Annotated in this window: 18 protein-coding genes; 6 read left to right on the plus strand and 12 right to left on the minus strand. The window is 55.4% G+C overall.

Annotation, left to right across the window (positions count from 1 at the left end):
* Positions 1-114 precede the first annotated feature (114 nt).
* Positions 115-1,989 carry an ABC transporter ATP-binding protein/permease gene (locus tag IT893_RS01765; RefSeq protein WP_120225848.1) on the plus strand — a complete coding sequence of 625 codons (1,875 nt, stop codon included), beginning with the start codon at positions 115-117 and terminating at the stop codon, positions 1,987-1,989.
* Positions 1,990-2,032: 43 nt separating this feature from the next.
* Here IT893_RS01765 and IT893_RS01770 read toward each other — a convergent pair whose 3' ends face one another.
* Positions 2,033-2,989 carry an AEC family transporter gene (locus IT893_RS01770; RefSeq protein ID WP_197146624.1) on the minus strand — a complete coding sequence of 319 codons (957 nt, stop codon included), beginning with the start codon at positions 2,987-2,989 and terminating at the stop codon, positions 2,033-2,035.
* 100 nt (positions 2,990-3,089) lie between these two features.
* On the opposite strand from IT893_RS01770, the gene IT893_RS01775 reads away from it, so the two are divergent.
* Positions 3,090-3,689 carry a DUF4269 domain-containing protein gene (locus IT893_RS01775; protein WP_197146625.1) on the plus strand — a complete coding sequence of 200 codons (600 nt, stop codon included), beginning with the start codon at positions 3,090-3,092 and terminating at the stop codon, positions 3,687-3,689.
* Here the strand turns inward: IT893_RS01775 and IT893_RS01780 are convergent.
* Both IT893_RS01780 and nadB read right to left on the minus strand, forming a co-directional pair.
* Positions 3,686-4,135: an MOSC domain-containing protein gene (locus IT893_RS01780; RefSeq protein WP_197146626.1), complete on the minus strand. Its 450-nt coding sequence runs from the start codon at positions 4,133-4,135 to the stop codon at positions 3,686-3,688. The two genes, IT893_RS01775 and IT893_RS01780, sit on opposite strands and share 4 nt — an antisense overlap.
* A complete protein-coding gene (gene nadB / locus IT893_RS01785; RefSeq protein ID WP_252724045.1) occupies positions 4,136-5,782 on the minus strand; it encodes an L-aspartate oxidase in 1,647 nt (548 codons plus the stop codon). It abuts the gene before it with no gap.
* Positions 5,783-6,019: 237 nt separating this feature from the next.
* Between nadB and IT893_RS01790 the strand changes: the two genes are divergently transcribed.
* Positions 6,020-6,466, plus strand: a complete 447-nt coding sequence (locus IT893_RS01790; RefSeq protein WP_197146628.1) for a GFA family protein — start codon at positions 6,020-6,022, stop codon at positions 6,464-6,466.
* Here IT893_RS01790 and IT893_RS01795 read toward each other — a convergent pair.
* The 8 genes from IT893_RS01795 to IT893_RS01830 form a co-directional block, all read right to left on the minus strand.
* On the minus strand, positions 6,457-7,431 hold the full coding sequence (locus IT893_RS01795) for an SAM-dependent methyltransferase (RefSeq protein ID WP_371810686.1): 975 nt from the start codon (positions 7,429-7,431) through the stop codon (positions 6,457-6,459). The genes IT893_RS01790 and IT893_RS01795 overlap by 10 nt on opposite strands.
* 94 nt (positions 7,432-7,525) lie before the next feature.
* A complete protein-coding gene (locus IT893_RS01800) occupies positions 7,526-8,827 on the minus strand; it encodes an esterase-like activity of phytase family protein (protein WP_197146629.1) in 1,302 nt (433 codons plus the stop codon).
* Between the two features lie 166 nt (positions 8,828-8,993).
* Positions 8,994-9,599 (minus strand): flavin reductase family protein, encoded by a 606-nt coding sequence (locus IT893_RS01805; protein ID WP_197146630.1) that lies wholly within the window; start codon positions 9,597-9,599, stop codon positions 8,994-8,996.
* Positions 9,600-9,677: 78 nt separating this feature from the next.
* On the minus strand, positions 9,678-10,967 hold the full coding sequence (locus IT893_RS01810; RefSeq protein ID WP_197146631.1) for an amidohydrolase family protein: 1,290 nt from the start codon (positions 10,965-10,967) through the stop codon (positions 9,678-9,680).
* 48 nt (positions 10,968-11,015) lie between these two features.
* Complete coding sequence (locus tag IT893_RS01815) at positions 11,016-11,957, minus strand: ABC transporter permease (protein ID WP_062955907.1); 942 nt, start codon at positions 11,955-11,957, stop codon at positions 11,016-11,018.
* A gap of 11 nt (positions 11,958-11,968) precedes the next feature.
* A complete protein-coding gene (locus IT893_RS01820; protein WP_197146632.1) occupies positions 11,969-13,039 on the minus strand; it encodes an ABC transporter permease in 1,071 nt (356 codons plus the stop codon).
* Positions 13,036-14,652: an ABC transporter ATP-binding protein gene (locus tag IT893_RS01825; protein ID WP_197146633.1), complete on the minus strand. Its 1,617-nt coding sequence runs from the start codon at positions 14,650-14,652 to the stop codon at positions 13,036-13,038. Before IT893_RS01825 ends, IT893_RS01820 begins: the two co-directional genes overlap by 4 nt.
* Before the next feature lie 131 nt (positions 14,653-14,783).
* Positions 14,784-15,791 carry a BMP family protein gene (locus IT893_RS01830; protein WP_197146634.1) on the minus strand — a complete coding sequence of 336 codons (1,008 nt, stop codon included), beginning with the start codon at positions 15,789-15,791 and terminating at the stop codon, positions 14,784-14,786.
* A 477-nt stretch (positions 15,792-16,268) separates the two neighbouring features.
* Between IT893_RS01830 and IT893_RS01835 the strand changes: the two genes are divergently transcribed.
* Positions 16,269-17,369 carry a site-specific DNA-methyltransferase gene (locus IT893_RS01835; RefSeq protein WP_063089153.1) on the plus strand — a complete coding sequence of 367 codons (1,101 nt, stop codon included), beginning with the start codon at positions 16,269-16,271 and terminating at the stop codon, positions 17,367-17,369.
* A gap of 141 nt (positions 17,370-17,510) precedes the next feature.
* Positions 17,511-17,720 carry a hypothetical protein gene (locus IT893_RS01840; RefSeq protein ID WP_252724046.1) on the plus strand — a complete coding sequence of 70 codons (210 nt, stop codon included), beginning with the start codon at positions 17,511-17,513 and terminating at the stop codon, positions 17,718-17,720.
* A 94-nt stretch (positions 17,721-17,814) separates the two neighbouring features.
* On the opposite strand, the gene mutY is transcribed toward IT893_RS01840, so the two are convergent.
* Positions 17,815-18,852: an A/G-specific adenine glycosylase gene (gene mutY, locus IT893_RS01845; protein ID WP_252724047.1), complete on the minus strand. Its 1,038-nt coding sequence runs from the start codon at positions 18,850-18,852 to the stop codon at positions 17,815-17,817.
* Positions 18,853-18,971: 119 nt separating this feature from the next.
* Between mutY and IT893_RS01850 the strand changes: the two genes are divergently transcribed.
* A complete protein-coding gene (locus IT893_RS01850; RefSeq protein WP_063089150.1) occupies positions 18,972-19,583 on the plus strand; it encodes a DUF721 domain-containing protein in 612 nt (203 codons plus the stop codon).
* Positions 19,584-19,778: the final 195 nt, after the last annotated feature.

The following is a 19,778-nucleotide window of genomic DNA, read 5'->3' on the forward strand; positions in this document are numbered from 1 at the left end:
ATGCTTGCCAAATAGTGCGTAGCGGTCCATCTGTTGATGACACAAAGAGATGACATGCCGTGCACATACCGCAATGCTGCCCGGTTGCTGATTGGGGATAAGGTTTTGAAAAATATGGGTTCCGATCAACCGACTGCGCGTGCAGAGTTCGGCGTTGTGAAGACGTTCCTACCCTATTTGTGGCCGCGCGGCGAGTTTGAGCTCAAGGTACGTGTTGTTCTGGCTCTGCTTTTTCTGGTCGGGGCCAAGGTGGCAAACGTCTATATCCCGGTGCTGTACAAATACGCGGTCGATGCGCTTGGTGGTGGCGACAAGGCTGGTGATGCGGCGGCAAACGCTGCCCAGTCGGGATCAACAGATACCACAGCCCTGATTGTTGTGCCGGTAGCATTGATCGTCGGCTATGGGCTTGTGCGGATTCTGGTTTCGGCCTTTGGCGAGATGCGCGATGCGGTCTTTGCCAAGGTGGCCCAGCGCGCCATTCGCAGATCCGCGCTGAGCGTTTTTGAGCACCTGCATGGATTATCCCTGCGCTTCCATCTGGATCGTCAGATGGGCGGGCTTTCGCGCGCGATTGAACGTGGGGTGAAGGGCATTGAATTTCTTTTGTCCTTCATGCTGTTTAACATCCTGCCGACTTTGCTTGAGATATTCATGGTCTCGATCATCCTGTGGGCGCTTTATGATGTCTGGTTTGCGCTGATCACCTTTACCACCATCGTGATCTATATCGTCTTCACACTGGTGGTGACCGAATGGCGCATGAAGTTCCGGCGCGAAATGAACAAGCGCGATGACGAGGCCAATACCAAGGCCATCGACAGTCTGATCAACTACGAAACCGTCAAATATTTCAACAACGAAGCCCATGAATCCACCCGGTATGACAAGGCGCTGCGGGGCTATGAAGTTGCGGCTGTGCAGTCGCAAGTCTCGCTTTCCAAGCTCAATGTCGGGCAGGGTGCGATCATTGCCGTCGGCCTTGTTCTGAACATGCTGCTGGCCGCCCAAGGGGTTAAGGACGGCACCATGACGGTCGGTGACTTCGTTCTGGTGAATACCTATTTGCTGCAACTTTACATGCCGCTCAACTTCCTTGGGTTTGTCTATCGCCAGATCAAGCAGTCGCTGACCGATATGGAACGCATGTTCTCGCTTCTCGATGTCGAAAAGGAAGTCGAAGACAAGGCGGGTGCCAAAAGCCTTGCCTGTGATGCGGCAACCGTCCGGTTTGAAGATGTGCATTTCTCCTATAACCCGGATCGCAAGATCCTTAAGGGGGTCAGCTTTGAAGTGCCAGCTGGCAAAACCGTTGCCGTGGTCGGGCCAAGCGGGGCGGGCAAATCGACCCTGACGCGGCTGATGTTCCGGTTTTATGATGTGTCGGGTGGCAAGATCACGATTGATGGTCAGGATATCCGTGACGTCACACAGAATTCGCTTCGTCGCGAAATTGGCATCGTACCGCAGGATACCGTCCTGTTTAACGATACCATTGCCTACAACATTTCCTATGGCCGTCCCGGTTCGGAACAGGGCGAGATCGAAAATGTCGCCAAGCTTGCCAGCATCGACGGATTTATCGCAGGCCTTCCCGAAGGCTTCAAAACCATGGTTGGCGAACGTGGCCTGAAACTTTCGGGCGGTGAAAAGCAACGCGTGTCGATTGCGCGCATGTTGCTCAAACGTCCGAAAATCATGATCTTTGACGAAGCCACGTCCGCCCTTGATACCCGCACCGAAAAGGATATCCAGCAGGCGCTTCGTGAAGTGTCGCGCGGGCACACGACCCTGATTATTGCGCACCGACTGTCCACCGTGATTGACGCCGATGAAATCATCGTGCTGCGCGATGGACAGGTGGCCGAACGTGGCCGCCATCAGGAATTGCTGGATCGTGATGGCCTGTATGCCGAGATGTGGGCCCAGCAACAGGAAATCCGCCAGGCCGAGGAAATCCTCGCCCACGCGGGTGAAATTCCAGGCTGATTTTTCTGGGGGCAGATTTGAAGCTGTGGTTTCGGGCGGTTGCCTAAGGCAATGGCCCGAATACCGCGGTGCTATCAAGCAACCAAAGCGCCGTGCTGATGGTGATAAAGGACAGCGATGTGGCTGCCATCAGGGATGCCGCGCCCATTGCTTCGTGCCCGTAGCGCTGACAATAGATCGGGTAGACGCTCAACATCGGTGCACAGGCATAACCGACAGCAGCGATCTTCATCACCGGATCAAGATCGGGGACAAGTCCCAGCAAAAGGAAAATGATCAACGGGTGCAGCACAAGTTTGCCAAACACGATGCGCGCCATGTCAAACCGCAAACCGCGCAGTTTGAGCCCAACAAGCCCGCCACCGATGACAAACAGCGCCACTGGCCCAGAGGCCGATGCCAGCATATCAATCACCGAAAAGATCGGACCGGGCAACGTGATCCCGGAGATCGAAAAGCTCATCCCGATCACAATGGCGACAATGATTGGATTGCGTGCAAGCCGGGTAAAGGTCTTGCGCAGAATTTGCCAACGACTGGTGCCCTCAGCCTCGGCACTATCGCCCAGGATCAGGGTCAGTGGCGTGATCACCAGATTTTCGATGATAAAGCAAAGTGCCAGTGCAATACCCGCCGTCGGACCAAGCAGCTGCAGAACAATCGGATAGCCGATAAAGCCGCTGTTGGACATCGACATGCCCATACCCTGCAGGGCGGCATTCTGTTGGCTTTTCTTGGCGATCAATCGGGCAAAGAAATAGCCCAGCGCGAACACGATCAAGGACCCGCTGCCATATGCCGCCAGATAGTTGGTGTCGAACACCTTATTGATGTCATGGGCAATCAACGTGCGGATCAAAAGGCACGGCAAGGCAAAGTTGATCACAAATGCCCCCATGCCACGTGCGACCGTTTGCGCAACGATGTTGCGATAGACAGCGATATAGCCAATGGCGATGATCAGGAATATCGGCAATGTAACGGCAAGGATATCAAGCATCTGGGCCAGAGGCTTTCATTGTGGTAAGGCCTTCATCAGCTAGCCCCCTATTGGCCCAAGGTCAAGAAACAGAATGATTTCAAAAAAGAACCATACGGTAATGGATTGGCCAGAAGGACTGGATGGCAATAGCTTTTCCGGGGTGACCCGGCTTGCGAATGCGTCTCCACGTGGCGCACGCGCGGCCGAAATTCTTGACCGTCACCGGCTACTTGATTGTTTGGCGGTGTATGAGCCCGAGGTTGTCGGGACCTTGCCGCTTGCGATTGATACGCTGGATTCTGACATTGATATCCTGTGCAACGCCCCTGATTTGACGGCGTTCTCTGAACTCTCAGACCGGGTGTTTGGTCATTTTGACGGTTATCGTCTTCACAAGCGTCCTGCAACCCGCCATGTCGCGGCAGCATCGGTTGTCCGATTTGAGTGTGACGGACTGCCTGTCGAAATCTTTGCCACCGATTGTCCGACACGCTCGCAATACGGTTTTGTCCATATGCTGTTCGAGGCGAGGATACTATGTGTGATGGGCGATGAATTTGCCCGCGAGGTCAGGGCGCTGAAGCAGTCAGGCATCAAGACCGAACCGGCCTTTGCCAGACTTCTGGGATTGTCCGGCGACCCGTATATTGAACTGGCTGAACTTGTCAGCCTTTCGCCACCACAGCTTTGCCAACTACTTGGTGTTGGTGGAAACTAGGTGTTCTCAGTCACCGGATCACCGACGGTCATTGTGCCACCCGTGATCACGCGACAGGTCACACCACCCCGCCAGTCTGGTCTCAAAGCTTCTTGCAGTCCCATGGCAACCGCATCCATGCGATTGCACGGGTCTGTTTCGCCGGTAATTTCAAACACCACGTCACCGATTGAGAGTTTGCTGCCTTTGCTGCGTGGCAAGGCAATCCCGCGGACAAAAAGGTTGGCGCGGCGTTCGGTCCAGTGAATGTCATCTCGACCGATTTCGTGGCATGCCGTCTGCCAGTCTTCTTCGGCCAGAATGGTGACCTGACGTCGGCGCAGCTTGCCGCGAAAATCTCCGTCGATACCAAGTTCGGTTGTGACTGCGACGCTTTCAAGGCTTTCCATCGGGGCGCGCGGGCGTGCCTTGCGCGCGATACCTACAAGTTCGGCTTTATCGACCATTCAGGTTTTCCATTGACCGGAGATCACCCAGCGACCTGCGAAGTTTTCCGGCACCAGAATGGTCTGGCGCGGCGTGCCACTTTCATCAAGATCAGGGTAATCGGTGGTGTAATGCAGCCCCCGACTTTCGCGCCGCCACAGGGCAGATTGAATGATCAGCTTGGCAACGACCGACAGGTTACGCAGTTCCAGAAGGTCATTGGTGACACGGAAATTGCCGTAATATTCATCGATTTCCGATAACAGCAAATCCACCCGGTGCTGGGCGCGTTGCATGCGCTTGGTGGTGCGGACAATGCCGACAAAGTCCCACATCACGTTGCGCAGCTGTTCCCAGTTATGGGCAACAATGACTTCTTCGTCTGAATCGGTGATGCCGGTTTCATCCCAGTCCGGGATCGGTTTGAAAAGATCCTCGACCGGCAGGGCTTCGATAATGTCCTTTGCCGCGGCCTCGCCAAACACAAGGCATTCCAGAAGCGAGTTCGATGCCAGTCGGTTTGCACCATGCAAACCGGTGCCTGCACATTCACCAATGGCATAAAGCCCGGTCAGATCGGTACGCCCGCGCAGATCGGTCAGAACCCCGCCACAGGTATAATGGGCTGCCGGAACAACCGGGATCGGTTGTTGGGTCATATCGATGCCGTAGCTCAGGCAATTTTCATAGATGGTCGGGAAGTGTTCCTTGATGAAATCTGTCCCCTTGTGGGTGATATCAAGGTAAACACAATCTGCACCAAGACGTTTGAGTTCATGGTCAATCGCGCGTGCAACGATATCACGCGGGGCCAGTTCGCCACGTTCATCAAACCGGTCCATGAAGCGTGTGCCATCAGGCAGCAAAAGCTTGCCGCCTTCACCACGTACGGCTTCGGAAATCAGGAAGGATTTGGCTTGCGGATGATACAGGCACGTCGGATGGAACTGGCTGAATTCCATGTTCATCACACGGCAACCGGCACGCCATGCCATGGCAATACCATCGCCCGTTGACCCGTCCGGGTTTGAGGTAAACCGGTAAACCTTGCTCGCCCCGCCGGTGGCAAGGATCACGGTGCGCGCATTGAATGACTTGACCTTTCCGGTGCCAAGATCAAGCGCATAGGCCCCGATGCAGCGGCGACCTTCGCCACCGAACTTGCGATCAGTCACCAGATCAATCGCCAGATAGTTTTCAAAAACATCAATGTTCGGATGATTGACCGCCTGCCCCTGAAGCGTCGTCTGAACCGCACGCCCGGTGGCATCTGCCGCGTGCACAATGCGGCGATGACTGTGACCGCCTTCGCGGGTCAGGTGGAACGGCTGATTGTTATCGCCATTGGGGTCGCGGGTCAGTTGAATGCCAAGTTCATCAAGCCAGGCAATTGCCTTTGGCGCATTGGTGGCGACGAATTCGACGGTTTCGCGTTTGCAAAGGTCGGCGCCTGCCACCAGCGTATCACGAACGTGGTTTTCGATGCTGTCGGCGGCATCAAGCACAGCGGCAATACCGCCTTGTGCCCAGTTGGTCGATCCATCATCGATCTTTCCCTTGGAAAGAACGGCAACTTTTACATGCGGGGCAAGTTTGAGTGCCGTGGACAAACCGGCAGCACCACTACCGATAATAAGCACATCATACTGGAAAGAGTTTTCGGACATTTTTTCCCATCGCTTTCGGGCGGTGCCAGATGGCGGAAACTGGCGCGGTGGCGTCAACATCGGGCTCCGAACAGAGGCGCAGAATAGGACTGCTTTTAGCCAATCTCAAACATATTTGTCTGAAATGGTGTGATGATTTCTGTCTGCCTGTGTCAGATTTATTGCGCGTTGCTTGCAAATGGCCGCCAACCAGACAGATTAAGAAGGACCACCCAACACCAACTAGGGGAGTTTGCTGTGGGCAATTCTGCGCACAAGGAGACGGTTTATCGCGGTGGATGTCATTGCGGCGATGTCCGTTATGAAGTTCACGGGCCGGTTGACGATGCGGTGATGTGTCACTGCGAACTGTGTCGCAAGCTGCACGGACATGTCAGCTCTTATGCCCGCTTTGACCGCCATCATCTGAAACTGGCCAAGGATGACGGGCTGCGGTGGTATCGCATGTCCGATAAAACCGATCGCGGATTTTGCAAGGAATGCGGCACCGCCCTGTTCTGGCGCCCTGTGCGCAACGACAATATGGCACTGATGCCCGGAACTCTTGATGATACAAAGGGTATGACCACAGTCGGGCAGATTTATTGCGCAGATAAAGGGGATTATTATCCGCTTGATCCGGCAATTCCCCAACATGATCAATCAGACAAGGCCGACAATGCTGCCGTTGCCGATCAATCCTGATCGGTAACGCCGGGCACCTTCATCCAGGTCAGTTCGTGCTTGTTGTTATACAGATGCACGACCTTTGATCCGGGGATATCGGCAAACTCGGTGATTGCGGAATAGTCCGTATCGCCCTGCAATTTGATGGTGCAGATGAAATTGGTCGCCATCCCGGCATCCATCCACTGATTGACCAGTGTAAACAGTCGATCCGGATAGCAAATGACGTCCGAGCACAGCCAGTCAATATAGCCGATTTCTTCCGGGTTGAGGCCAAAGGCACTTTCCTGACGGAAATCCACACGCGGCAGATTGGCGATCTTGGCATCAAGACGCGCCTTGTCGATGGAAATGACGTCGGTACCAAATTCATGCAAAACCCAGGTCCAGCCGCCCGGGCTTCCGCCCAGATCCATGGTGCGATCACCGGCCTGCGGATAGGCGCCAACCCGGGTGAATGCCTCCCACAGTTTAAGGTAGGCACGGTTGGGTGGGGTGACCTTGTCTTCTTCAAACTCGACCTCGCCGTTTTTCCACGGGCTGGAACAATCGGCCGATGCAATGATGGTATCGGGATCAATCAGAGTCCATGAACCAAGCGGTGCGGTCGGGGCGGGTTCACCAAACACCTGACGCTTGGCAGACACATGGGGCAGATGCCCTTCGATCAGCTTGGCGCGCGAAAAATGGTCAAACTTGAACAGGGCCCAGTTGCGCTGATTGAATTTCAGGATTTTGGCCGCACCCTTGATCGACGGGATGGCAATGCGCACCGGATTGCGCCAGACATTCTGCGCCCAGAATACGCGCCGTTCCGGACCGGGGGCGAACATCAACCGGTCATGGCGTTCACTGACGTCACCAAGTTCGGCTTCAAGTTGATCCTCAAAGCCGACAGGGGCGAGGTAGCCGGTGGCATCCATTGGCTCGATTACGGCATCAACGCCGTCCGGGGTATCGAATGTCTGTGTGTTTTCCATCATGGGCCTGCTTTTACGCGGTTTTGACCCAATAAAAAAGCGGGAAAGCTGCATGACAGCTTTCCCGCCTGTGATTGTCGAGAAGTAAGACGACAGATCAGAATTTGTCAGCCTGAACCAGACCGTCGATCAGGATAACCTTGGTCGGATCGCCCTTGATGCCAAAGTCATTGTCGTTGATCATCGCAAGTGCACCGTCGCCCATGATGGCAAGGCCTTCAAGCTTGTTCGGGGCTTCCGGGTAGTCCGCGCTGTCAAAACGAAGCGTCTTGGAAACCGGGGTGAGATTGATGCTGTCAAGATCGTTTTGCTGTTCCAAAGTCGGACTGGTCGACATGTCATCCCATCGGGTGGCAAGGATGTTGGTTGCCCCTTCAAGTTCGACTTCATGCAGCTTCGTGGTCTTGTCAGTGCGTTCAAGCACCAGAAGACGGTCATTGCCAAGGGCGAGAACTTCGGAAATGCGCGGTGCGTTCTGTTTCTTGGACGGATCATTTCGGAAGCTCTGCGGGTCATCCAGCTGATAGATATATTCCCCGCGCAGTTTGGACGCTGCGCGATCATAAACGAACAGGCGGGTGTTCTTGGCCGCCTTGTAGGCATCGGCATTCGGGTTGGCCAGCGGATTCTGAACCATGAAGTAAAGCTTGGTTTCGTCCGGTGATACCGCCATGGATTCAATGCCGCGGTTGGTCTGACGCTTGACCAGAATGGCCGGAAGGCCACCGGTGACTTTATAAGCCGAACCTTCGAAATCCTTTTCCGAACCGGCCGGAACGATACGTTCGATAACGGTGCCATCCGCTGCCGCATGCAGGATCGACGGACCGTTTTCTTCACCAATCCAGTAGGACCCGTCAGATAGACGAATAATACCCTCGGCATCGATCGAGGAGACCGACTGTTCAAGCGGATGGCCATTGGCATCGACCGGCTTTTCGGTTTTGGCGACGGTCAGCTTGTTGGTCAGGCCGGTTAAAGGCACACCATTCTGATCCTTAAGCGTAATGACGTCCTTGACGTCAAAGCTGCCATCATCATTCAGGAAGATGGTATAGATCGAAGGCGAGTAATCCGGGGTCGGATAAACGCGGACTTTCTGCCCCTTGCAGACCTGATCGGCAGAAACACCAAGGACGGCTTCAACATCGCCACAGACAAAGTTCGGGCCACGGTCAGAAACGGCATAGAACATGTTGGCCGGATCGCCCGGGCGGCGGTATGCGCCAGAACCAAAGCCGACGGTAAGCGGGCGTGCCTTGCCTCCGTCAACCATGACGGTTGAAAGGTTGTTGATCGCACTTTTGGTTTCAAAAACCTTGGCTTCGCCTGCCATGGCAGAACCCGCCATCAGCATGGCGGTAACACCGAAAAGACCGGCTGCAAACGTCCGTTTCATCACTGGGAATTCCCCGAAAAATTTCACAAAAACACTTAGGCTCAAGCCCGCAATGTTCGGGCGAACTGTGTTCCTGTTCACATTAAGGGTTCTGTGTGACAGTTTGTTTGCACTTGAGCGTCGCTTTGATGAAACAAATCAGACGCTTGGCCAGGTTTGGGATGTACTACTTCCTGAAATCCTCGCGGCGGACCGTGAAGGTTTCCGAAACGCTGGCATATTCCTGATAGCCAAGCCGCGCGAGCGGCTCAAACAGTGTGATATCAACCATGCCATCGCGAATGATGTCATCATCGATATGCAGGCCAACGACGGTTCCAATCACCATCGCACACGGGCGTTCCGGATTGGCGCTTGGCAGGTCGACAATCTGGAACACTTCACATTCCATATGGATCGGCACACCCTTGATCAGATGCGGTTTGACGCATTTTGCCGGCAGCTTTTCCAGCCCGGCATATTCAAACTCATCTTCGCCCGGCGGCAGCGGGGCCGAGGAAAAATTAAGTTCTTTCAGCATCGCCTTCGGCGCAACGCCAACAACAAACTCGCCGGTATCGCGCGCATTGCGCAAACTGTCGACCGACCCGCCCGACGAAAACATTACCATCGGCGGATTGCCATGCACCGCATTGAAAAAGGAATAAGGCGCAAGGTTGGCCCGGCCTTCCTTGTCGAGTGTCGATACCCAGCCAATCGGACGCGGCGCCACACAGGCCTTGAACGGGTCATGTGGAAGATTGTGGGCGGTTTTTCCGGGCTCGTAAAACATCGGGACGTCCGTTCTGGTTGGCGGTGTCTTTTATCCGACTGCAAAAAGCAATCAGATCACTTGATCATGCGTCATATTTCATTGTCCCGGCGCGTATTCGTGTTCGCGTACATGATCCGGGCGGTCGGACAGATGCAGGCGTGTCTGCGCCATTGGCGTTTCGGCGATGATCTTGCCCCGGCGGATAACGAACAGGCGGTTGGCGCGCATGCGGATGGCCTCGATGGTGTCGCGGGCCTGCAGGATGACGAAATCGGCATTGTTGCCAACTTCAATCCCATACCCTTCAAGTCCCATGATCTTGGCGGGTTCTGTCGTGACCGCATCAAAGCAGGCGCGGATATCATCGCGTGACGTCATCTGGGCGACATGCAGCCCCATGGATGCGACTTCAAGCATGTCGCCAGAACCCATCGAATACCAGGGATCCATGACGCAATCATGACCGAAGGCCACCGTGAGCCCGGCCTTGCGCAATTCCGGCACACGGGTCATGCCGCGCCGCTTCGGATAGGTGTCATGACGGCCCTGAAGGGTGATGTTGATCAGCGGATTGGCAATGGCGGAAACCTCTGCCTCGGCCATCAGGGCGATCAGCTTGGAGACATAGTAATTATCCATCGAGTGCATGGATGTCAGGTGTGAGCCGGTCACCCGGCCCTGAAGCCCCAAACGCTGGGTTTCATAGGTCAGCATTTCGATATGACGCGATAGCGGATCATCAGATTCATCGCAATGCATATCGACCATAAGCCCGCGGTCCGCCGCCATTTCGCAAAGTTCTTTGATGCTTTGTGCACCATCGGCCATGGTGCGTTCGAAATGCGGAATGCCGCCCACAACATCGACACCCTTGTCCAGCGCACGGATGGTGTTTTCCTTGGCGGTCGGGCTGCGCAAATAACCATCCTGCGGGAAGGCCACCAGTTGCAGATCGATATAGGGTGCGACCTGTTTCTTGACTTCCAGCAACGCATCAACCGCCAGCAACCGGTCATCGCAAACATCGACATGGGTGCGGATGGCAAGCAGTCCTTTGGAGACCGCCAGATCGCAATATTTAAGCGCGCGCTCAATCACCGCTTCGGGGGTCAGAAGCGGTTTAAGCTCCCCCCACAGTGCGATGCCTTCAAGCAACGTGCCCGACTCATTCATGCGCGGCAGACCGAGTGACAGGGTCGCGTCCATGTGGAAATGGCTGTCGACAAAGGGCGGGCTGACCAGCATGTCACCACAATCAAGCACCTCAACCGAGGGCACATCGATATGTTCGGCAATCTCGATGATTTTGCCGTTCTGACACGCGATATCCACACCGGTTGGGCCATTGGCGATATTGGCGTTTTTCAGGATCAGATCGGGTTGCATGATGTCATCCTTGGTCTGGTGGTGGCAGTCATAGTTGTGGTGCTGTGCTTAACGCTGGCCCTTGAACCATGGCACAAGAAGCGCCTTGGGGTAATCGGCTTTGCGGGCGACAACAATAAGCGCAATGATCGACAGGATATAGGGCATCATCAGGAATACCTGCGATGGCAGGAATGCGCCGACCTCGGTCTGCAGGCGTACCTGAAACGCGTCAAATGCCCCAAACAGCAAAGCCCCGATCAATGCCTTGCCCGGTCGCCAGCTGGCAAACACGGTCAGCGCGATACAGACCCAGCCACGGCCATTGATCATGCCAAAGAAGAACGCATCAAAGGCCGACATGGTCAGGAAAGCCCCGCCCAATGCCATCAGTGATGATCCGACAACGACCGCACCAATGCGAAGGCCATAAACCGAAAGCCCCTGTGCCTCTACCGAGGACGGGTTGTCGCCAACCGCCCGGATCGCAAGACCAAGTGGCGTGCGATACAAAACCCAGCCAGTGACGAACACCAGCACAAGGGCCAGCATCGTCATCGCCGTTTGCGAAAACAGTGCCTGACCGATGAAGGGTAGGTCTGAAAGAAACGGGATATCAAGCGGACGGAACGGTTCGATGCGCGGCGGGGACGAAACATCGGGCAATGCCGTGCGATAGGTGAAATAGGACAGGCTGGTCGCAAGCAACGTCACCCCGATGCCTGACACATGCTGGCTGAGCCCCAGCGGCACAGTCAGGATCGCATGGATCAGGCCAAAGAAGCCACCCGCAAGGGCTGCAACCAATACACCGCCCCAAAGACCGGCACCTAGCCATACAGCCATCCAGCCCGCCATGGCACCGGCGGTAAAGATGCCCTCGATCCCAAGGTTAAGCACACCGGCGCGTTCGCAAATCAATGCGCCCAACACGCCAAAGATCAGCGGGGTCGCAATGCGAATGGCGGCTTCCCAGAAGCTGGCGGCAAGAAGAATATCAATGATTTCCATGGTCTTTCCCCTTAGCCCTGCGCCGATTTGCGATCAAAGTGAACCCTAAACCGGGTCAAGAACCCGCCGATCAAAACGCACAGCAACGCCATGGCAACGATCAGATCGGCGAGATAGCTTGAAACGCCAATTGCACGGCTCATGGAATCTGCACCGACAAAGACCGATGCAACAAACAACGCCGATGCAATTACGCCGATGGGTGACAGACGGGCAAGCATAGCGACCACAATTCCGGCATAGCCATATCCGGGCGACAGGTCAGTTGCGAGGTAACCACGCGTGCCAGCCACTTCCGATACCCCGGCAAGACCGGCCAAACCACCCGACAGGGCGGCAACAAGGATCATGGTTTTGGTCACCGAAATGCCGGAAAATTTGGCAGCTGCGGCATTTTCCCCCACTGCACGAATTTCAAAGCCCCATACCGTGCGTTTGACGAAAATCGCCAGCGCAATGGCCGAAACAAGTGCGATGAGAAGCCCGATATGTACCCGCATGCGTTCCAGAAGGGCCGGGAATGCTGCACTATCAATGATCGGTTCAGACTGCGGCCAGCCCATCGACATCGGGTCTTTAAGCGCCCCTTCGAGCATCATCTGGACGAACAGCAACACGATGAAATTCAAAAGCAGGGTGGTGACCACTTCATCGACGCCAAGGCGGGTTTTCAAAAGCGTCGGGCCAATCAGCATCAGCGCACCTGCAATCATGCCTGCGATGATCACAACCGGGATCATCACCCAGCTTGGCCCATCAATCACACCCGAACCAACGGCAACGGCGGCCATGGCCCCCATGTAGAGCTGGCCTTCAGCACCGATATTCCAAAGCTTGGCCCGGAATGCGATGGCGGCCGCAAGCCCAGTCAGGATCAGGGGCGTTGCGCGGGTCAGCATTTCCGAGGTCGAGAACACGGAGCCAAAGGCACCGCTGATCATAAGGCCATAGGCCTCAATGATCGGCGCACCGGCAAGGGCAAGCGGAATGGCGGCCAGAAGAATGGCAATCGTCGCGGCCAGAACCGGGACGCCATAAACCAGAAACGGGCCGGGATTGCTGCGGGGTTCAAAGCGGATCATGCCGTTTCTCCCGGATTGGTGGTCGTCGTGGCAGGAGGGGCATCGGGGGCATGCGAGGCGGCTTTTTGTCCGGCCATCATCAGGCCAAGTTCGGACCGATCAATGCTATCGGTTGGCATGGCGGGTGTAATATGCCCGGCATGGATCACCGCGATTTGGTCGGAAATGGTCAGAAGTTCATCAAGGTCTTCGGAAATCAGGATCACTGCGGCCCCGCCCTGGCGGGCTTCCAGCAATCGACGATGGACTTCGGATTGCGCGCCGACGTCAAGGCCGCGTGACGGCTGATTGGCAAGGATCAGCTTGGGCGACTTTTCCAGAACACGCGCCAGGATCAGTTTCTGGATATTGCCGCCGGACAACAGGCGCGCCGGGGCATCCGGGCCCGGGCAGCGCACATCATAATCGGCAATCGCATGTTCCGCACGTTTGCGGATGGCCTCGAAATCAAGGAAACCGAGTTTCTGGTATTCCGCGCTTCGGACATCCTCGATTGCGATGTTTTCAGCCACCGTCATTGATCCGACCATGCCGTCATGATGGCGGTCTTCCGGAATGCGTGCGATGCCGTTCTGCGCGAAGGTGTGGGCGTCGAATTTGGTGACTTTTTCGCCAAATATTTCGACTGTGCCGCGATCGGGTTTATCAAGCCCGGCGATAAGTTGCGCCAGCGCCGCCTGCCCATTGCCCGATACCCCGGCAATGCCAAGAATTTCGCCTTCCCGGGCGGTGACATTCACCCCATGCAGGGACCGGCGGGAATCACCGCGATCAATGGTCACATCGACAAGTGTGATGACGGGCTTTCCGGGCGCGCGCGGTGTACGGCGGCTGGCGGGAACTTCGCGACCGACCATCAGTTCGGCGATGGATTTATGGTTCGCATCGCTGGTTTTCATTTCGCCAACCTTGGCACCGCCGCGCAGGACCGCAATCCGGTGCGAAACAGCAAGAACTTCGGCCAGCTTGTGGGCGATGATGATCACCGCAAGGCCGGTTGCGGCAAGTTTGCGCAGGATGGCAAACAGGCTGTCGGCTTCTTGCGGTGTCAGAACGGCGGTGGGTTCATCAAGAACCAAAAGCCGCGCATTGCGATAAAGCGCCTTGAGGATTTCAACGCGCTGCTTTTCACCGACGGTCAATTTGTGCACTGGCTGATCAAGATCGACATTAAGCCCCGATCCGGCCATCAGTTCACCAAGCTTTGCGCGTGCGCTGCTGCGATCACGACGGAGCCTGAAAATAGGTTCGGTCCCAAGGACAATGTTATCAAGCCCGGTCAGGTTTTCGGCCAATGTGAAATGCTGGTGAACCATGCCGATCCCGGCATCAAGGGCAGCCTGCGGGGCGCCCGGTTCAAGCTGTTCAAGGTTACCATCGCGACCAGCGACCGTAACGGTGCCTTCGTCTGCGACATAGTGACCGAACAGAATATTCATCAAGGTGGTTTTACCCGCACCGTTTTCACCAAGAAGGGCAACGATTTCGCCCTTGTGAACGGTCAGGTCGATGGCGTTATTGGCAACGAGTGGGCCAAATCTTTTGGTGACACCTGCCAGCGACAGCAGCAGGTCTTGCGACGTTTCGGATGATGTGTGCGCAGCAGATGACATTCGGGTAATCCGTTTTGTTTTTATGCGTCACGCTGTGGGGCAGTGGGCGGCTTTGTGGTGGGTATGATGTCGTAAATGACAAAGGGCAGTTCGATTGTTTAACCGAACTGCCCAGTGATTTCAGCGAAATCTTACATTGATGATTTCGGTTCTTCGTCGTTTACGTCAACCGTGAAGGACCCATCAAGGATTTCAGCCTGTTTGACTTCGACTTCTTCAACCGTGCCGTCCGGCAGCAGTGCCGGATCGAGAACGACAGAACCGCCGCCATATTCCATGTAGCTGAACTTGCCGTAATCTTCGGCCTTGAATTCACCGGCTTTGACCGCCTCGATGGCATGGTCAATGGTGGCTTCCATGTGCCACAGGGCCGAACCCAGAATGGTGCCCGGATAATCAGCCGCGGTGTCGATCACGTTGCCAACGGCCAGAATGCCGCGTTCCTTGGCGGCATCGGAAACGCCAAAGCGTTCGGCATACATGATGTCCGCACCGCTATCAATCATGGCAAAGGCTGCTTCTTTGGCCTTGGGCGGGTCATACCAGCTGTTGATGAAGGTCACCATGAATTCGACATCCGGATTGACCGATTTGGCACCTGCCATGAAGGCATGCATCAGACGGTTCACTTCCGGGATGGCAAAACCGCCAACCATGCCGATCTTGTTGGTTTCGGTCGCCTTACCAGCCGCCATGCCGACAAGGTAGCTCGGCTCGTGGATGAAGTTATCAAAGACCGAGAAGTTTTCCCCGTCCGGGGCAAAGCTTGACCCCATCAGGAACGCGGTTTCCGGATAGTCGGCCGCAACCTTGCGCGCAGCACGTTCGACACCGAACACTTCACCAACGATCAGGTCTGAACCGTTTTCGGCATATTCGCGCATGACGCGCTCATAGTCGGTGTTGGCGACGTTTTCGGAAAACTCATAGGAAATATCGCCACGTGCTTCGGCGGCATTAAGCGCCTTGTGAATGCGCGATACCCACTGCTGTTCGACCGGAACGGTGTAGATTGCCGAAACCTTAAGCGGATCGGCGGCCTCGGCCGGTGCACCAAAGCCAAACGATACGACGGCGGCTGCGCCAGCGATGGCCGACAGCATGGCACGACGCGTTAGGCGGAAAGTACCAGACTTCATTTTTGTCCCCCTGCGGATTTATTGCCGTTATGCGAAACTCAACCTTTTGCATAGATTGTGGGCAGATTGTATACGCGATCACAAAAGAGGCAAAGCACCTTCTGTCCAAATGGTCAGTTTTCCACTCTTTGGTGTAAGTATTTGGGAATGCACGGGGTTTGGGGTGAATTAACGCGTGCAAATGGCAGGTTTCTGCGCAGCCAAAAGGTGATCGGTGGATATTCCGGTGCCGATTGGTGCTGTTTCGCGCAGGCCCGATACCCGAGTCCGGGCTGTATCAACCGTATTTGTGACCATGCGGTAGCAGGGGCAAAATCTTCCGGTTTTTCGGGCATAGCGGTTAAGATTGTCTAAACAGGTGACGCACTTTCTAACACAATGCGAATCCTTGAAAAATTTCGGAGTCGGTTAACTCTTTCATTAACTATTTCGGTTGATGCTTTCATCAAGATTTCAAGGGGGAACCTAGAAGGCATCATGACAAAAAAGACATCTTTACCACTTGATCAGGTGATGGTTGGCGATTGCATCGAGCTGATGAACAGCCTGCCGGAAAAATCCGTCGATCTGATTTTTGCCGATCCGCCCTATAACCTTCAGCTTGGTGGCGATCTTCTGCGCCCGAACAATTCCAAGGTCGACGCTGTTGACGATCATTGGGATCAGTTCGACAGCTTCCGTCACTATGACGAGTTCACCCGTGACTGGCTGACGGCGGCGCGCCGCGTGCTTAAGGACACCGGTGCGATCTGGGTGATCGGTTCGTATCACAACATTTATCGTGTTGGTAACATGCTCCAGGATATCGGGTATTGGATCCTCAATGATATCGTCTGGCGCAAAACCAACCCGATGCCGAACTTCCGCGGCAAGCGTTTCTGCAACGCGCACGAGACCCTTTTGTGGTGTTCCAAAAGCGAAGAGCAAAAGGCCATCACCTTTAACTACGAAGCGATGAAGCAGCTCAATGAAGGCCTGCAGATGCGCTCTGACTGGTTGATGCCGATTTGCTCTGGCTCGGAACGTCTTAAGGACGACAAGGGCAAGAAGGTCCATCCGACCCAGAAGCCCGAAGCATTGCTTCAGCGTGTTCTGATGGCGACCACCCGTCAGGGTGATGTGGTGCTTGATCCGTTCTTTGGCACCGGCACCACTGGTGCAGCCGCACGTCGTTTGGGCCGTCACTTCATCGGTCTGGAACGCGAAGAAAGCTATGCCGAGGCCGCGCGCGAACGCATTTCCAAGGTTCAGATGCTGGATGGCGACAGCCTTGAGCTGACCGAGTCGAAGCGTTCCCTGCCGCGTATCCCGTTTGGTGCGGTGATCGAACGTGGCCTGCTTTCGCCGGGCGACAAGATCTATGACAACCGGGGCAATGTTGCCGCCATGGTGCGTGCTGACGGCTCGATCAGTCATAAGGACAATGCCGGTTCGATCCACCAGATCGGTGCCCACGTTCAGGGCGCACAGGCTTGTAATGGTTGGACTTATTGGCATTATAAGTGCGATGGCCGACTGGTTTCGATCGACAATCTGCGCAGTCAGCTGCGTAAGGAAATGGGTCAGGTCCCCGCCTGATCCAAGCCGCAAAACTTCGGCTAAATCCTTGATGCCTAAAAGAACCGGCGTGGTTGCAAAACCCGCCGGTTTTGCTTTTGGGCAAAAATCTTGCTATATTCCGATCATCAAACTTATCCGCAAGGATAGATGGAGAAGAATATGCAAGCAGGTGCAGTAGGGGGTGCAGCATACGCACCCAACCCGGTACAAATTCAGCAGGCAGCCGCGCCAATTGCTGAAACGGGTAACAACGACCTGAATTCACCGCCGGCACAGCGGATCGAGCAAGCAGCAGAAACCGAAACGTCGCAGCAGGCAGCCCCGACCCCGGCAGAGGGCCGTGGACAGGTGATCGATATTTACGCCTGATCGCGCCGCGCGAGGTTCAAAAACAAAAAGGCCCGTGGTTCCGACCACGGGCCTTTTTAAATTGCGGTGCTTTCATTCGGCACAGCTATTTACTTCAGGCGGGCCCGTATTTCAGGGCATGACGGACGATCTTTTTCATGATGGTCGGCAGGGCAAAATCCGAAAGCCCGTCAATGGTTGTCCAACTACCGTCAAGTTTATCGGCCTGATCGCCAGGCAAGGTCGTGGCCAGCACGCTGACATTGAGATGAAAATGCGTGAAGGTATGACCAACCTTACCGTCAAGTTCCGACCAATTGGCGGATACCGGTGCTTCGGAAAGCATGACTTCATCGGGCGCGTCAATCGCGCGCCAGTCACTTCCGGGCACTTCATACAGGCCCCCCAGCAATCCCTTTTCCGGGCGGCGGCGCACCAGGATGCGGCCATCATCTTCGCGCCGGATCCAAAACGCATAGCCAACCCGGGTTGGTTTGGGTTCTTTTTTGCGTTTCTTGGGAAGGTCGGGCGCGATGCCTGATTTGCGACCTTCACAATCGGCTTGCCATGGGCAAATGCCGCATGCGGGATTGCGCGGTGTACAGACCGTCGCCCCAAGATCCATCAATGCCTGTGCATAATCGCCCGGGCGGTCGGATGGGGTCAGAGCAGCCGACTTTTCCTTGATTTCCGGTTTGACGTCGGGCAACGGCGTTTCCAGCGCAAACAGGCGTGAAATCACCCGTTCGATATTGCCATCCACCGGGCTTGCATGGCGGTTAAAGGCGATGGCGGCAACCGCGCAGGCGGTATAGGGGCCAATACCGGGCAGTTTCAGCAACCCTTCCTCGGTATCGGGAAAAACGCCGTCATATTCCGATGCGACAACCTTGGCGCATTTATGCAGGTTGCGCGCCCGTGCGTAATATCCCAGTCCCTGCCAGGCATGCAAAACATCATCAAGTTCGGCATTGGCAAGATCGGTCACGGTTGGCCAGCGTTTCAAGAACGCAGCAAAATACGGTCCCACCGTTTGCACAGTGGTTTGTTGCAGCATGATTTCGCTGAGCCAGACATGATAGGGATCTGGCGTATCGCCTGGTTCTGATCGCCAGGGCAGGGTGCGGTGATGGCGGTCGTACCACTCCAGCATGCTTGCTGCTAGGCGTTGGGTATCCTGATGGGTGAAATGCACGTCGATCCCGTGTTATGTTGTTTTGCGGACACAGACTTTTGGTCCGAAGGTATGCAGACCCTACGAAAGAAGCGGGCGTGAGCAAGAAAAAAGATAGTGTTGGTACGAAAAGTGGCTCGGTGATGGATCAGGCATCCAAATCCGTTGCGCCCAAAAAGAAGCAGGGCTTTGTCCCGCTGGGTAGCTCGGAACGTCGGATGGGCCTGCGTAATGTTGCACCGCTTGTTGGCAACCTGACCCGGCCGCTGGTGCGCAAGCGCGGCTTTTTCCAAACGGAAATCATCCTGCATTGGGCCGAGATCGTCGGACGTGATCTTGAACAATATACCATGCCGCTGAAATACAGCCCGCCGCCCAAGGAAAGCATGGCCGGTGGTACGTTGCTGATCCGGGTTGTCGGGCCGGTCGCCCTTGAGCTGCAACACCGCATGCCGCAGATCATCGAACGGGTGAACAGTTATTTTGGCTATCGCGCGATCAACAAGATCACGATGCTTCAGGGTGATATTTCACGGCCCGAACGTACCGTTCACCGCCCGACCGAGGTGCCCGAAGCCGACATCAGCCCAACCAGTCAGGCCGACCTCGAAAAGATCGAAGATCCGCATCTTCGCGAAGTTCTGACCCGCCTTGGTCGTCACATCGCTGGTGCAAGCGGCGGTTTGCGTCCGAAAACAGGCAAGAAATAACGCCCGAACGACCGTAACCCTGGGCGTTTGATAACTTGCCCAGCGGTCACGATCTGTTGTCTTGCGCGTCGTCGATAATCGAATCAGTTTCATGAAATGAACGATCACGGAGTTGCCGCAATTGCGCACCACTTTGGCGACTCGTTGGTGGCATAGCCGTTTTCGGGGGTGTGTTGACTCGCGCGCTGCAACAGG

Source organism: Thalassospira sp. A40-3, from assembly GCF_015871485.1.
GTDB classification, from domain to species: Bacteria; Pseudomonadota; Alphaproteobacteria; order Rhodospirillales; family Thalassospiraceae; genus Thalassospira; species Thalassospira tepidiphila.

Bases quoted from the DNA above. Each gene is read 5' to 3' on its own strand.
- IT893_RS01775 (WP_197146625.1), top strand. From the start codon at position 3,090: ATGGATTGGCCAGAAGGACTGGATGGCAATAGCTTTTCCGGGGTGACC.
- IT893_RS01840 (WP_252724046.1), top strand. From the start codon at position 17,511: ATGCAAGCAGGTGCAGTAGGGGGTGCAGCATACGCACCCAACCCGGTA.
- IT893_RS01780 (WP_197146626.1), bottom strand. From the start codon at position 4,135: ATGGTCGATAAAGCCGAACTTGTAGGTATCGCGCGCAAGGCACGCCCG.
- mutY (WP_252724047.1), bottom strand. From the start codon at position 18,852: ATGCTGGAGTGGTACGACCGCCATCACCGCACCCTGCCCTGGCGATCA.
- IT893_RS01835 (WP_063089153.1), top strand. From the start codon at position 16,269: ATGACAAAAAAGACATCTTTACCACTTGATCAGGTGATGGTTGGCGAT.
- IT893_RS01770 (WP_197146624.1), bottom strand. From the start codon at position 2,989: ATGCTTGATATCCTTGCCGTTACATTGCCGATATTCCTGATCATCGCC.
- IT893_RS01795 (WP_371810686.1), bottom strand. From the start codon at position 7,431: ATGATGGAAAACACACAGACATTCGATACCCCGGACGGCGTTGATGCC.
- IT893_RS01800 (WP_197146629.1), bottom strand. From the start codon at position 8,827: ATGAAACGGACGTTTGCAGCCGGTCTTTTCGGTGTTACCGCCATGCTG.
- IT893_RS01805 (WP_197146630.1), bottom strand. From the start codon at position 9,599: ATGTTTTACGAGCCCGGAAAAACCGCCCACAATCTTCCACATGACCCG.
- IT893_RS01765 (WP_120225848.1), top strand. From the start codon at position 115: ATGGGTTCCGATCAACCGACTGCGCGTGCAGAGTTCGGCGTTGTGAAG.
- IT893_RS01815 (WP_062955907.1), bottom strand. From the start codon at position 11,957: ATGGAAATCATTGATATTCTTCTTGCCGCCAGCTTCTGGGAAGCCGCC.
- IT893_RS01810 (WP_197146631.1), bottom strand. From the start codon at position 10,967: ATGCAACCCGATCTGATCCTGAAAAACGCCAATATCGCCAATGGCCCA.
- IT893_RS01820 (WP_197146632.1), bottom strand. From the start codon at position 13,039: ATGATCCGCTTTGAACCCCGCAGCAATCCCGGCCCGTTTCTGGTTTAT.
- nadB (WP_252724045.1), bottom strand. From the start codon at position 5,782: ATGTCCGAAAACTCTTTCCAGTATGATGTGCTTATTATCGGTAGTGGT.
- IT893_RS01830 (WP_197146634.1), bottom strand. From the start codon at position 15,791: ATGAAGTCTGGTACTTTCCGCCTAACGCGTCGTGCCATGCTGTCGGCC.
- IT893_RS01825 (WP_197146633.1), bottom strand. From the start codon at position 14,652: ATGTCATCTGCTGCGCACACATCATCCGAAACGTCGCAAGACCTGCTG.